Raw genomic sequence first — 14,073 nt, 5'->3', positions numbered from 1 at the left:
TCAGGCGTCGGATGTTTGCGTGAATCCCTCTGGGATGTCCCCTGCGAAATCCTCGACCGCCACATTCGCCACGCGCGCGGCTTTGGGGCCCTCATGGCAGGCAGCGATCATATCGGCGACCTTGTCGGCGGGGCCGGCAAAGAGGGCCTCGACATCGCCATTCGACAGATTGCGCACCCAGCCGTTGAGGCCCCGCGCCTCTGCCTGCTGGACGGTCCAGGCACGGTACCAGACATTCTGCACCTTGCCGCCGATGCGACAGAGCTTGGCCGTGTCGGCCATCAGGCGAACTCGACGATGACCTGGTCGACGGCCAAGCTGTCGCCTGCCTTGGCAGCAATCTTGGCGACCGTGCCGTCGCGCTCGGCTTTTAGAATGTTCATCATTTTCATCGCTTCGACGACGCACAGTTCTTCGCCGGCCTTCACTTCCTGGCCTTCCTTCACCGCCAGCGAAACCAGGAGACCGGGCATCGGCGACAGCAGGAATTTCGACATGTCCGGCGGCTGCTTGACCAGCATGTGCCGATCGAGCTCGGCGGCACGCGGGCTGAGCACCAGCACATGGGCTTGCGCACCGGCATAGGTGAGGCGATAGCCGGTGCCGACGCGGTCGATCTGCACCGTGATGCCGCGCCCGTCGATGCGGCCGCGCCACAGCACGTCGCCGAGCTTCCAGTCGCTGACCAACTCATGGCTGGTCTTGCCGGCAATCACGGCAAAACCTGCCGCGGTTTCGGCAACCGTCGCCTCATGCTTCTCCGCCCCCAGCTTCACCACCCATTTACCGGCCACGGCACTGCCATTGGCCTGGAAATGCGGGGCGCGTTCATGGGCGCGCAGCTCATAGCGATGATGGATGACGGCCGCCACCGCGACGAGGTCGGAAAGGGCTTCGGGTTTCAATTCGACGCCGTGGAAGCCATCCGGAAACTCTTCGGCGATGAAGCCGGTGGTGAGCCTGCCGGCAGCGAACCGTTCATGCCCCAGCAAGGCCGCAAGGAACGGCATGTTGTGATTGAGGCCGCGGATATAATAGGCATCCAGCGCCTCGCGCATGGTCTGCGTCGCCGCGCGGCGGTCGGGACCATAGGCCACGAGCTTGGCGATCATCGGGTCATAGAACATGCTGATCTCGGCGCCTTCATAGACACCGGAATCGACACGCACGGAACTCCCCGCCACCGGCTCGCGGTAGCGCACCAGGCGGCCGGTCGAAGGCAGGAAGTTGCGGAACGGATCCTCGGCATAGACGCGGGCCTCGATCGCCCAGCCCTTCAGTTTCACATCCGCCTGTTTGAGTTTGAGCTTTTCACCGGCAGCGACACGGATCATCTGCTCGACGAGGTCGAGGCCGGTCACCATTTCGGTCACTGGATGCTCGACCTGAAGGCGCGTGTTCATCTCAAGGAAATAGAAATTGCGCTTGCCGTCGACGATGAACTCGACCGTGCCGGCGGATTTGTATTTGACCGCCTTGGCCAATGCCACCGCCTGCTCGCCCATGGCGGCGCGAGTCTTTTCATCAAGGAAGGGCGACGGCGCTTCTTCGATCACCTTCTGGTGCCGGCGCTGGATCGAGCATTCGCGCTCGCCGAGGTACAGGCAGTTGCCATGACCGTCGGCCAGCACTTGGATCTCGATATGGCGCGGTTCTTCGATGAATTTCTCGATGAAGATGCGGTCATCGCCGAAGCTGGCCTTGGCCTCCGCCGTCGCCGAGCGGAAGCCGTCCTTGGTTTCGGCATCGTTATAGGCGACGCGCATGCCCTTGCCGCCACCACCGGCGGATGCCTTCACCATCACCGGATAGCCGATCTCGCGGGCGATCTTCACCGCGTGGTCGCCGTCCTTGATGACATCGAGGAAGCCCGGCACCATGTTGACGCCGGCTTCCTTGGCGAGCTTCTTCGATTCGATCTTGTCGCCCATGGCGTGGATGGCATGGGGGTCGGGGCCGATGAAGGTGATCTTCGCCTTCTTCAGGGCTTCGGCGAACTTCATGTTCTCGGAGAGGAAGCCATAGCCGGGATGGACCGCCTCCGCGCCGGTCGCCTTGCAGGCCTCGACAATCTTTTCGATGACGAGATAGCTGTCGCGCGCCGCTGCCGGGCCGATCGCCACTGCTTCATCGGCCATGCGCACATGGAGTGCGTCGGCATCGGCCTCTGAGTAAACAGCCACAGTCTTGATGCCCATGGCCTTGGCGGTCTTGATGACGCGGCAGGCGATCTCACCGCGATTGGCAATCAGGATCTTTTTGAACATGCTCAATTTTCCCGCTCTCCCCCACCCACTCTAATCCGGCTCATCAAAGCGGGATGTTGTCGTGCTTCTTCCAGGGATTCTCGATTTTCTTATCCCTGAGCATGGCCAGCGAGCGGCAAATGCGTTTGCGCGTCGAATGCGGCATGATGACGTCGTCGATGAAGCCGCGGGCACCAGCCACGAAGGGAGTGGCGAATTTCTGGCGGTACTCCTCGGTCCGCTCGGCGATCTTGGCGCTGTCGCCGATATCGGCGCGGAAGATGATTTCGACGGCACCCTTCGGGCCCATCACGGCGATCTCTGCCGTCGGCCAGGCGAAGTTGACGTCGCCGCGCAAGTGCTTCGAGCTCATGACGTCATAGGCACCGCCATAAGCCTTGCGTGTGATGACCGTGACTTTCGGCACCGTTGCCTCGCCATAGGCAAAGAGCAGCTTGGCGCCGTGTTTGATGATGGCGCCGTGTTCCTGCGTGGTGCCGGGGAGGAAACCCGGCACATCGACGAAGGTCACGATGGGAATCTCGAAACAATCGCAGAAGCGCACAAAACGCGCGGCTTTCCGGGATGAATCGATGTCCAGGCAACCGGCCAAGACCATCGGCTGGTTGGCGACGATGCCCACGGTTTCGCCGCCCATGCGGGCAAAGCCGGTCAAGATATTGCGCGCAAAATTCGGCTGCAATTCGAAGAAGTCACCCTCATCCACCACCTTGGTGATGAGCTCCTTCATGTCATAAGGCTTGTTGGGATTGGCCGGAATGAGCGTATCCAAGGACAGCTCATCACGATCGATGGGGTCGGGCGACGGGCGCTGCGGTGCTTTGGCGCGGTTCGAGGCCGGCAGCATGTCGACGAAGCGACGCACTTCCAAGAGTGCCTCGACATCGTTCTCGAAAGCGAGATCGGCAACGCCGGATTTCTGGCTGTGCGTCAGCGCACCGCCCAGCTGTTCGAAGGTGACGTTTTCATGCGTCACGGTCTTCACCACATCGGGACCCGTCACGAACATGTAGGAACTGTCCTTCACCATGAAGATGAAGTCGGTCATGGCCGGCGAATAGACCGCACCACCGGCGCAAGGCCCCATGATGACGCTGATCTGCGGCACGACGCCCGACGCCATGATGTTGCGCTGGAAAACCTCGGCATAACCGGCGAGTGACGCCACACCTTCCTGGATGCGGGCGCCACCGGAATCGTTGATGCCGATGACGGGGGCGCCGACGCGGATCGCCTGCTCCATCACCTTGCAGATCTTCTCGGCATGGGCCTCGGAGAGCGAGCCGCCGAAGACGGTGAAATCCTGGCTGAAGACGAAGACGAGGCGGCCATTGATGGTGCCATAACCGGTGACGACACCATCACCCGGCACGCGCTGCGCCCCCATGCCGAAATCATGGCAGCGATGCTCGACGAACATATCCCATTCTTCGAAGGAATCCGGGTCGAGCAGCAGCTCGATACGCTCACGCGCTGTCAGACGGCCCTTGGCATGCTGCGCCTCGACGCGCTTCTTGCCGCCACCCGCCCGCGCCGCGGCGCGTTTCTCTTCCAGCTGTTTCAGGATTTCCTGCATGGACCAGCCCCCCGAACAAAAGAGATCGCCCCGCCGTTTTTCCGCAGGTGCGAAAAGCGCAATCTGGATAGCACGAAGATTTCGTGAACCCAAGGAAGAAGCGCAGAATAATGCGCGGAAAACGCGCCTATTCCTGAGTCAGGAGATCAAGAAAGCGCCGAGCTGCCACCATTTCCGCCAGCTGCGCCACGCGCCGGTCCACGGCTTCCTTGTCTTCGCCCCAGCGTTCCGTCTGATAAAGCTCGTCAATCTGTGCGGCATGGGCGCCTTGCTCGGCCGTAATCTCGCCCTCAGCTACCGCAAGGCCGATGATCACCGAGCCGGCCGTCTGAATCAGCGTCGCGAGGGCTGCCAAGGCGAAGTCATCATGGCCGCCGATCACCTTTGTTAGCGCTTCCATCGTCGCCGGCGGTTGCGCCACGGCGACGATGCCGCTGGTGGTCACCAAGGAAACGTCATAGCGGCGGCGCAGCCAAGCGAGCAGTGGATCCCAGGCTTGCGCCTCGCGCTCCACCAGGCTGGGTGGTTCGCTCGCGCGGTAGCAAACCAGATCGGTCCCGGCATAGCCGGCGAGTTCGGCAACGATGCGCGCCCGGTCAGCTCCCATGCGGTCGATTGCCGTTGCCGCCAGTTGCATCAGCGGCATAGCCAAGGGGCGCACATGTTCGGTCTGGGCATCCCATTCGGCGGCGATGGCATGCGCGAGGCCGGCCGTCGGCAGGTTGAATTCCTTCTTGGCCGGCGAGCGCAGCAGCTTGCCGTCCAGCGTCACGTTCCAGCCGTCGGTGCCCTTTGTGGCGGCGACTGTCTTATAGAAGCGCCGCGGCGCCGCATTCTGCATGCTCAGTTCCCAAAGATATTGTTGATGCCGTCGCCGATCGATTCCAGCGCCTTGCCCGTTTCCTTGCCGATCTTCTTGGCACCGTCACCGACGCCTTCGATCACCTGCCCGGCGCCATCGCCGACACCTTCGATGACCTGTCCGGCACCATTCTTGATCTTCTCGGCAGGCGTCGCCGATTTCCCCGCCTTTTGGCCGGCGTCGAGTGCCGTGCGGCAAGGGTTGGGGCCGAGGTCCTGGCTCTGCCCCAGGCCGGTCACCGCCTCCAGCGCGCCGAAGGTGGCGAAATTGGCGGCCCGTGTCGCAAAACCCGCCGTGTTTTCGACCGTGCCGATGGCGTCGGGCGTGACACTGGGCTTGGACAAAGAGCCGCCGACATTCATCGGTACCGCGAGGTTAGCGAGGTTGATCTGTTTCGACTGGGTGTCGAGATGGAGATCGAGGCGCTCGTTGCGCAGATCAATATTGCCGGAGCCGAGAACCGTGGCGCCCGGCGTATCCAGCACCAGCCCGCGCGAGGTGGCGACGCCGTTCTTGATGTCGAAGCGGGTCACCAGGCAATTGACCGCGGAGGCATCGCCGCTGCCACCGACCGAGATGACGCTGAAGAGATTGGCAAAGAGCAGGCGCACGAAATCATTCTGCAATCGTCCTGCCCCGGTTTCGAACAGGACATTGCCATTGGCACCGCCCAGCAGGTTGCGCAAGGAAGATGCCGGCCCCGCCACTTCGACCTCAAGATTGGCGTTCTTGGCCTGCAGCACACCGGCAAGCCCCATGGTCTCCAGCAACGGTGCGGCCGCCACGTCGTCGGCGCGCATGCGCGCCACCAGGGGTGCCGGCGACTGCATGGTGTCGAGTGTGCCGCCGGCCGAGAAGCGACCATCGACCAGGTTGCCGGTGACGTTGGTGAGCGTCAGCTTGCCATCGCGCAAATGCAGTTCGATGCTCGCATTCTTCAACGGATAGGGGCCATGCGAGAATTCCTGCGCGGTCCAAATGACATCCGCATCCAGCATGTTGAGTTGCGGAATGTCCCAGGGCTCGGCAGAGAAGGCGCGGCCGTCCTTGGGACCATTATCTGGGCCGGAAAGGACGGGTTCGAGGCCGAAATCCTTGCTGTTCAGATGGGTCGAGGCGAGCTTGAGGTCGATCAGGGGCCGCGCCTCGCCGCGGCTGTAGGCGAGATCGCCGGTGAAGTCGCTGTCGCCGACACGGCCGCTGGCGGTCGAGAGCTTGTACTGCCCCTTGGCCCCGGTGAGATGGCCGGCGACCCGGTAGGGACCTGTGCCCGGCAGCTTGAATTCGCCGAATTTCACCTGGCTGTCGGATGCGAGTGACAGGTCGACATCGATGCCTTCGAATTGCGCCGGATCGGCAATCTGGCCGTCGATCGTGAAGGCGACCGTGTTGACGCTGCCTTTGAGTTCGAGCGGCAGCGGACCTTGGGTGAATTGGCGCAGAGCGCCTATCTGGCCTTCGAGGGTCAGCGTCTCGCCCGCCATCGCGGCCTTCAAGGCCAAATCGATCGGCGCCCCCGGCCCGGTCGTCTTGGCGGTGAGGCTGTCGATGTTGAGTTCGCGGCTGAAGCCGCTTTCGCCTTCATGATAGCGGATCTTCAACCGCTCGATCTGGACCTGGCCGACATGCGGCAACGGCGCCGAGCCACTTTGCCCGCCCGTCGTCATCACCCAATTGCCGACACCCTCCGCATTGGTCTCCAGCAGCACATCGGCGTCGCTGAGGACGATCTTGTTGATGACGATTTCGTTGGAGAGCAGCGGCAGCAGCTGGATCTCCGCCTGTAGCTTGTCGAATTTCAGCATCGCCGGCTCGGTGCCCCAATCGGCGTTGCGGAAGGTGACCTGATTGATGCTGAGCGTGGGGGTAAGCGAGATGCCCAGCTCGACATTGCCGGCCAGCACCAAATCGCGGCCCGTGGCGGATTTGACCTGCGCGGCAATCAGGTCCTTATAGGCGTTGAAATCGGTCGATTTGACGATGGCGACGAGCGTCGCCGCCAGGCCCACCGCCAGCATCAGCAAACCGGCCAGGATTGTCTTGAGCCGCATTGGCTTCTCTCCGCCTATTCAGTGGTGCTGGGGATAAGGCGAAATCTGCCCTGCCCGGCAACCCGGCAGGGATTTTAGCGGTTGGCCGAAAGGCTTTGCAAATGGGGGATCAACTCGCCGGGATGGGCGAGGACGACATGGGCGCCCGCTTCCATGAGTTCATCTTCCGGGTGATAGCCCCAGGAGACGCCGATGGCCGTGGCGCCGGCCGCCCGGGCCATTTCCATGTCGAAGCTGGTATCGCCGATCATCACCGTCTGGGCCGGTTCGCAGGCGGTTTCCGCCATAGCGCGGTGAATCATGTCCGGGTGTGGCTTGGAAAGGGCCCGATCGGCCGTCTGCAGGGTATGAAACCGCTCCCGGAGCCCGTGAAGGGCCAGTGTATGCTCCAACCCCACCAGATTCTTGCCCGTGGCGACGCCCAAGAAGATCTCCGGATGATCGAGCGCCAGGATGAGATCGCGGATGCCGTCATAAAGCGGCTCGGCCAGTCCCTCGCCGGCGCGCAAGGCCCGCACGACGACGCGGTAGCTTTCGGCGAGGTCCGCCACGCTCTGCTCATCCGCTTCCGGGAGCATGCGGCCGATCGCCACCTCGAGCGTCAGCCCGACTTGGCGGCGGATGGCGTCCGGTGTCGGCAGGGGACGGCCGGCGGCGCCGAAGGCCTGTTGCATGGCGCTGATGATGTTGTGCTGGCTGTCGACCAGCGTGCCGTCGCAATCGAAGATGACGAGGCGGTAATGGCCGACCGGCGGCTGGGTCATCGTCAGATGTCGAGGCCAGCAAACGGATCGTGATCCGGCTCGTCGGCGAATTCGAAGAACTTCCAGGTCTTCTGCATATGTGGCGGCAGCGGCGCCGTCACATTGATGATGCCGCGGGTGGGGTGCGGAATGCGGATCGACCGGGCGTGCAGATGCAGCTGGTTGTGGAGGGATTCGCGCGCGAAGTAAGCCTTGGCGCCGGCATATTTGCCGTCGCCCAGGATCGGCGTGCCCAATGCCACGCAATGGGCGCGCAGCTGGTGCGTGCGGCCGGTGAGCGGCATCAAGGCAAGCCAGGCGGCCTTGTCATGGGCGCGCTCGACGACGGCGTAATAGGTGACGGCCTTCTTGCCGTCTTCCTCGTCGATCTGCACGCGCTCGGCGGCGCGGCGGCCGACGGCGGCGACACTTTGCTTGGCCAAAGGCGCGTCGATCTTGCCCTCGTTCATCTTCGGGGCACCGACCGTGACAGCCCAATAGATCTTCCGCGCCGTCTTGTCCTTGAACGCCGCCGTGAGCTTCCTGGCCGCAGCCTGGCTGCGCGCCAGCACGAGACAGCCGGAGGTGTCGCGGTCGAGGCGGTGCACCAGACGCGGCCGTTCCTCGGCATCGAATTGCAGCGCATCGAGCATGGCATCGATATTGGTATCAAGGCCGGTGCCGCCTTGGACGGCAAGGCCCGCCGGCTTGTTGATGACGATGACATCTGCATCCTTGAAGAGCACCGTCTTGCGCAGCGCCTCCGCCTCTTTCTCGGTGATGGGCTTGGGGCCTCTCGGCTCATCGAGATCGGGGCGCGGCTCATTGGCGTCGCCCAAGGGCGGGACGCGCACGACCATGCCGGCCTCGAGACGATCAGCGGATTTGGCGCGCTTGCCGTCGACGCGCACTTCGCCCTTGCGCAGCAGCTTTTCCAGCCGGCCATGGGTGAGATGCGGAAACTTCTTCTTGAACCAGCGGTCGAGGCGTTGGTCGCCGTCGGACGCGGTCACCGTGAACTGCTTGACGCCACTCATGACGAATGGCCAGGGATATGAGTCATCAGGCAGCTTGCCGACTGCGCGACAGCCAATCGAGCAGCTTGTCGGTCGCCATCAGATAGACGCCGATCTGCGCCAGTTCATTGAGGCCGGCATCGGTGGCGCCGGAAATCGCATCGGTCGCCAGCACCATGCGGAAGTCGCGATTGGCGGCGGCATAGACGCTGGAGCGCGGTGAGGTCGAGAAATCGGTGCCGCAGATGACGATGGTGCTGATACCGAGCGCCTTCAAATGTTCCTCGACCGGCGTCTGGAAGAATGCCGAGAGGCGCGGCTTGTAGCCGATCCATTCCTTGGGCCCGATCTCCTGCAGCTTGCCGTCGAGCAGCAATTCCGGCTCGATGCGCTGCGTCGTATCGGGTTTCAACTCGTCGATCAGTTCGCAGCCCGATGTGCCGGGCATGACGATGCGCTGGCCGGATTCGATCTGCGCCCGATGGCAGAGATCCACATTGGAACCATTACAACGATAAAGCCGCACCATATGCACGATCGGCGCGCCGAGCTGGCGGAAGGTTTGCGTCAGGCGCTGCATCTGCGGCACGGCGGACAAGGATCCACTGACCGTGGCCGGGCCATTGGGCAGAACAAAATCGCGCTGAGCGTCGATGGTGATGAGAGCTACACGATCGCGTTCCGGCGACAGATAATCTTGCATTCTGACAACTCGCCCTTAATGCAGCGGTATGGCCGCCACCACCCCGAATGCGATCCCGGCTTGCCTTGTGGCTTCATGCCGAAGGGTCGCATCCCCCATTGGGATTGCCCGCTATTGGAGCTTTCTTCGCGGACCGTAACCAAGCGGATATCCGCGTACAAGCCCTTCATCTTGCATATCGAAGCCGCCTTCCCTGCAAACCTTCGATACCTCTTCTCACTTGCCTTTTGGCGCGAATTGCGCGCCGGGCGCCTTGCGTTCGTTAACGCCGCCGCAGCCGACTGAACCAGACAGTCTAGGTGTGAATTGGTGGATCACGCCTCGTTGTCATCATCCTTGGCCGCCGTTGCCCGGGGCTGCTGGCGTTTGGCGCGCAGCTTCTCCCAATATTCCTGGCGCTTGAGCAAATCGCGTTCGAAGCCACGCTCGACCGGACGATAGAAGCGCTCGCGCCGCATGCTGTCTGGAAAATAGTTCTGGCCCGAAAAGCCGTCCTCGGCATCATGGTCGTACTCATAGCCGGCACTGTAGCCCAGTTGCTGCATCAGCTTGGTGGGCGCATTGAGGATGTGCTTGGGCGGCATCAGCGAGCCATTGGCCTTGGCTGCCCGTCGTGCATCCTTATATGCCTTGTAGGCGGCATTCGATTTGGGCGCCGTACCCAGATAGATGACCACCTGGGCCAGGGCCAACTCCCCCTCGGGCGAGCCGAGGCGCTTATAGGTGTCCCAGCCGGCAATCGCCTGGTGCAGTGCCTGCGGGTCGGCAAGGCCGATATCCTCGACCGCGAAACGCACCAGGCGCCTTGCGATATAGAGCGGGTCTTCGCCGCCATCCAGCATGCGCGCAAACCAATAAAGGGCAGCGTCGGTGTCCGATCCGCGCAACGATTTATGAAGGGCGGAGATGAGGTTGTAATGACCTTCCTGCGCCTTGTCGTAAAGCGGCGCCCGCCGCTGCACGGCTTTGCCGAGACCGGCTGGATCCAATTCAACGTCCGGCGGCAGGCGGAACAGCTCCTCGGCGAGGTTGAGGAGATAGCGGCCGTCGCCATCGGCCATGTCGAGCAGCGCTGCCCTGGCCTCTGCATTCAGCGGCAGGCGGTATCCCATCAGGTCTTCGGCGCGGGTCAGCAGCAACTCTTCGGCCGCGGCATCGAGGCGGTTAAGAACGAAGACCTGGGAGCGGGAGAGCAGCGCGGCGTTGAGCTCGAAGGACGGATTCTCGGTGGTGGCGCCCACCAGCACGATGGTGCCGTCCTCGACATAGGGCAGGAAGCCGTCCTGCTGTGCCCGGTTGAAGCGGTGGATCTCGTCGATGAACAGGAGCGTGCCCTTGCCCATGCGGCGGCGTTCGCGGGCCGCTTCGAACACTTTCCTGAGATCGGCGACACCGGAAAAGACCGCCGAGAGCAGTTCGAAATGGAGGTCGATGCCGTCGGCGAGGAGCTTGGCCAGCGTCGTCTTGCCGCAGCCGGGCGGACCCCAGAGGATCATCGACGAGACCTGACCCGCCGCCAGCATGCGGGAGATCGGCCCGTTGGGACCAATGAGGTGGTCCTGGCCGACGATGTCGGCAAGTTTCTGCGGGCGCAGGCGATCGGCGAGCGGACGGGGTGCCTGGGATTCGAAAAGACCGCTCACGATCCCAGCCCCCCGCGTCAATCGAGATCGAAGGTTTTGACCTTGCCGCCACGATTGACGGTGATGGTCCAGGGCGCCGGCAGCGACGACATCAGATCCGCGAGTTCGGCCGCTGATTTGATGTCCTTGTCGTTGATCTTCACAATGATATCGCCTGCTTCGAAGCCGACGCGATCGGAGATGCTGCCGCGCTTCATCTTGGCGATGGCGACGCCGTCCCAGGCACTGATGTTGAGCTCATCGGCGGTTGCCGGCGACAGGTCGATGATCAAGGCACCGGAGAGGGGCTGGCGCCCCTCCAGCAGGGTCTCGTTGGTCGGCTTCTCCGGCGGAGCGATAAGATCGACAGGGAGGTCGACGACACTGCCCTTGCGGATGAGGTTGAGCGTCGCCTTTTCGCCGACTGGCAGGGTCGCAAGCCGGAAGCGCAATCCTTCCGGATCCTCGACCTCGCGGCCGTTGACGCCGGTGATGATGTCGCCGGGCTTGATGCCGGCTTGTTCGGCCGGGCCCTTGGCATAAAGCTGCTGCACCACGACGCCGCCGGGCGTCGGCAGGCCAAGGCTCTGGGCGATGTCGTTGGTGACGGTTTCGCCGGCGGCGCCGATCCAGGGCCGCACCAGCTTGCCGCCATTGCCTTCGGCCTTCACGACCGCCGCCACCATGTTGCTGGGAATGGCAAAGCCGATCCCGACCGAGCCACCGGTCTTGGAGAAGATCGCTGTCGGAATGCCGACCAGCTTGCCGTCCATGGAAATGAGCGCGCCACCGGAATTGCCTGGGTTGATCGCCGCATCGGTCTGGATGAAATAGCCGAAATCGCCGATGCCGGTATTGGTGCGGGCGACGCCCGAGACGATGCCCGAGGTGACGGTCTGCCCGACACCAAAGGGATTGCCGATTGCGAGCACCAGATCCCCCACCTCGAGATCGTCGGAATCGCGCAATGAGAGGACAGGCAAAGCCTGGCCCTTGGTGTCGACCTTGAGCAGAGCGAGATCGAGTCGTTCTTCAGCCGCCACCACCTTGGCTTCGAATTCGCGCTTGTCATTGAGCACGACGCGGATCTGGTCCGCGCCATTGATGACATGGTTGTTGGTGACGATAAGGCCGTCGGTGCGCACGATGACGCCGGAGCCGAGGGCACCTTGCACGCGCTCCTTCGGTTGCCCCGATTTGAACTGGTCGCCGAAGAACTGGCGGAAGAACGGGTCGTCGAAGAAGGGCGACGTCGCACGCTGCTTGATCACGGTGCGGGTATAGATGTTGACCACGGCGGGTGCCGCCGCCTTCACCAGGGGGGCAAAGGTCAGGTCGATCTGCGCCTGGCTCGCAGGCACGGTTTCCTGCGCCACGGCGGGGGCGCTCAAGAGCAGAAACGCGGAGAAGGCGGCCCAGATCGTTTTCATGAAATGCCTGACGTCTCGTGTCCGGAATGAACGGTCATGTTGGTGCGGTTATTAGATGATAGCAAAAAGGGCGGCCCGCAAGGCCGCCCTTTCCGTAACTGTTCGGCTTTGACAAGCCCGCCGGGTCAGGCGGCGTCCGCCGCGGCCTTGTCCTGCTTCGGGCCGGAATCCTGGCCCTTGGCGCTGACGTCGCGATCGACGAACTCGATCACGGCCATCGGTGCCATGTCGCCATGACGGAAACCCGCCTTCAGGATGCGGGTGTAGCCGCCGGCGCGCGTCTTGTAGCGCGTCGCCAGAACCGTCATCAGCTTCTCGACCAGCGCTTCGTTCTGCAGCTGGGCGATGAGCAGGCGGCGGTTGGCGAGGCCACCCTTCTTGCCCTTGGTGATCAGGCCTTCCACGATCGGACGCAGATCCTTGGCCTTGGGCAGCGTGGTGGTGATCTGCTCGTGCTTGATCAGCGCTTGCGAGAGATTCATGAACAGCGCCTTGCGGTGGCTGCTGGTGCGGTTGAGTTTACGGCCGCTCATACCATGACGCATAATCTTAGCTCCTTCGTGTCTGGCCTGCGACGTTGTGCCGGCGAGTGTCTCGGCGGCCGTCGTAGATCCGATGGCAATCCCAAATCCGGCGCAAAGCTTGCTCTTCAGGCACGGCAGGGGCGGGTCACCATGACCCAGATACATGGACCGGCCTGTCAGCCGGTCCATGCTGATTTAAAAACTCAATACGGCTCGTCGAGACGGCGGGCCAGGTCTTCGATGTTCTCTGGCGGCCAGTTCGGGATTTCCATGCCGAGATGGAGACCCATCTGGGCGAGAACTTCCTTGATCTCGTTGAGCGACTTGCGGCCGAAGTTCGGCGTGCGCAGCATTTCCGCTTCGGTCTTCTGAACGAGATCGCCGATATAGACGATGTTGTCGTTCTTCAGGCAGTTGGCGGAACGGACCGAGAGCTCGAGCTCGTCGACCTTGCGGAGCAGGTTGCGGTTGAACGGCGGCTCGGAGGTCGCGACTTCGGCAACGGCAGCGGTCGGCTCTTCGAAGTTGATGAAGAGCTGCAACTGGTCCTGGAGGATGCGGGCGGCGATCGCCAGCGAGTCTTCCGGCGTCACGGCACCGTTGGTTTCGATCGACAGCGACAGGCGGTCGTAATCGGTGACCTGGCCGACGCGGCTGTTATCGATCTTGTAGGAAACCTTCTTCACCGGCGAGAAGATGGCATCGACCGGAATGAGGCCGATCGGCGCATCTTCCGGACGGTTGTTGGAGGCCGGCACATAGCCCTTGCCGGATTCGACGGTGAATTCCATGGAAAGGTTGGCACCCTGGTCGAGCGTGCAAAGCACGAGATCCGGGTTCAACACTTCGATGTCATGGCCGACCTCGATCTGGCCGGCCTTCACTTCGCCCGGGCCTTGCGCCTTGAGGCGCATGCGCTTGGGGCCATCGCCGCCCATGCGAAGCGCGATCTGCTTCACATTGAGGACCATGTCGGTCACGTCTTCGCGGACACCCGGGATCGAGCTGAACTCGTGGAGAACGCCATCGACGTGGATCGCGGTCACGGCCGCACCCTGCAGCGAGGAGAGCAGCACGCGGCGCAGCGCGTTGCCGAGCGTCAGGCCAAAGCCGCGCTCAAGCGGTTCCATCACGAGGGTGCCGGCGCGCTTGCCGTCGAAGCCGGCGTCGAACTTCTTGTTCGCCTTGATCAGCTCAGTCCAGTTCTTCTGAATCACGGGTCGTATCCTTTCTCAAATCCGGCCGGAAACCATTCTGTCGTTCCCGATCCGGCGATCCG

Annotated in this window: 12 protein-coding genes; all 12 read right to left on the bottom strand. The window is 62.8% G+C overall.

The genetic code is table 11. The features are described from left to right. Positions 1-282 carry an acylphosphatase gene (locus SMD31_RS21080; protein ID WP_320502918.1) on the bottom strand — a complete coding sequence of 94 codons (282 nt, stop codon included), beginning with the start codon at positions 280-282 and terminating at the stop codon, positions 1-3. After that, complete coding sequence (locus tag SMD31_RS21075) at positions 282-2,267, bottom strand: acetyl/propionyl/methylcrotonyl-CoA carboxylase subunit alpha (RefSeq protein WP_320502917.1); 1,986 nt, start codon at positions 2,265-2,267, stop codon at positions 282-284. The genes SMD31_RS21080 and SMD31_RS21075 overlap by 1 nt, the downstream gene beginning before the upstream one ends. 43 nt (positions 2,268-2,310) lie before the next feature. After that, positions 2,311-3,843, bottom strand: coding sequence for an acyl-CoA carboxylase subunit beta (locus SMD31_RS21070; protein WP_320502916.1), 1,533 nt, complete (start codon positions 3,841-3,843; stop codon positions 2,311-2,313). Positions 3,844-3,970: 127 nt separating this feature from the next. After that, entirely contained in the window at positions 3,971-4,684 is a 714-nt protein-coding gene (locus tag SMD31_RS21065; protein ID WP_320502915.1) for an ATP12 family chaperone protein, read from the bottom strand. A gap of 2 nt (positions 4,685-4,686) precedes the next feature. After that, positions 4,687-6,756, bottom strand: coding sequence for an AsmA family protein (locus SMD31_RS21060; protein ID WP_320502914.1), 2,070 nt, complete (start codon positions 6,754-6,756; stop codon positions 4,687-4,689). A gap of 74 nt (positions 6,757-6,830) precedes the next feature. Next, complete coding sequence (locus SMD31_RS21055) at positions 6,831-7,520, bottom strand: HAD-IA family hydrolase (protein ID WP_320502913.1); 690 nt, start codon at positions 7,518-7,520, stop codon at positions 6,831-6,833. Between the two features lie 2 nt (positions 7,521-7,522). Next, positions 7,523-8,536 (bottom strand): RluA family pseudouridine synthase, encoded by a 1,014-nt coding sequence (locus SMD31_RS21050; RefSeq protein WP_320502912.1) that lies wholly within the window; start codon positions 8,534-8,536, stop codon positions 7,523-7,525. A 25-nt stretch (positions 8,537-8,561) separates the two neighbouring features. After that, positions 8,562-9,218 carry a cysteine hydrolase family protein gene (locus tag SMD31_RS21045; RefSeq protein ID WP_320502911.1) on the bottom strand — a complete coding sequence of 219 codons (657 nt, stop codon included), beginning with the start codon at positions 9,216-9,218 and terminating at the stop codon, positions 8,562-8,564. Between the two features lie 314 nt (positions 9,219-9,532). Further along, the gene (locus SMD31_RS21040; RefSeq protein ID WP_320502910.1) at positions 9,533-10,861 is read right to left on the bottom strand and encodes a replication-associated recombination protein A; all 1,329 of its coding nucleotides are present in this window, start codon (positions 10,859-10,861) and stop codon (positions 9,533-9,535) included. A gap of 17 nt (positions 10,862-10,878) precedes the next feature. After that, complete coding sequence (locus SMD31_RS21035) at positions 10,879-12,270, bottom strand: DegQ family serine endoprotease (protein WP_320502909.1); 1,392 nt, start codon at positions 12,268-12,270, stop codon at positions 10,879-10,881. A gap of 125 nt (positions 12,271-12,395) precedes the next feature. Continuing rightward, complete coding sequence (gene rplQ, locus SMD31_RS21030; RefSeq protein ID WP_320502908.1) at positions 12,396-12,815, bottom strand: 50S ribosomal protein L17; 420 nt, start codon at positions 12,813-12,815, stop codon at positions 12,396-12,398. Between the two features lie 182 nt (positions 12,816-12,997). After that, positions 12,998-14,011 carry a DNA-directed RNA polymerase subunit alpha gene (locus SMD31_RS21025; protein WP_320502907.1) on the bottom strand — a complete coding sequence of 338 codons (1,014 nt, stop codon included), beginning with the start codon at positions 14,009-14,011 and terminating at the stop codon, positions 12,998-13,000. Positions 14,012-14,073 lie beyond the last annotated feature (62 nt).

Origin of the sequence: Dongia rigui, assembly GCF_034044635.1 — a bacterium.
Taxonomy (GTDB): domain Bacteria; phylum Pseudomonadota; class Alphaproteobacteria; order Dongiales; family Dongiaceae; genus Dongia; species Dongia rigui.
This window is presented reverse-complemented; position numbering and strand designations above follow the sequence as displayed.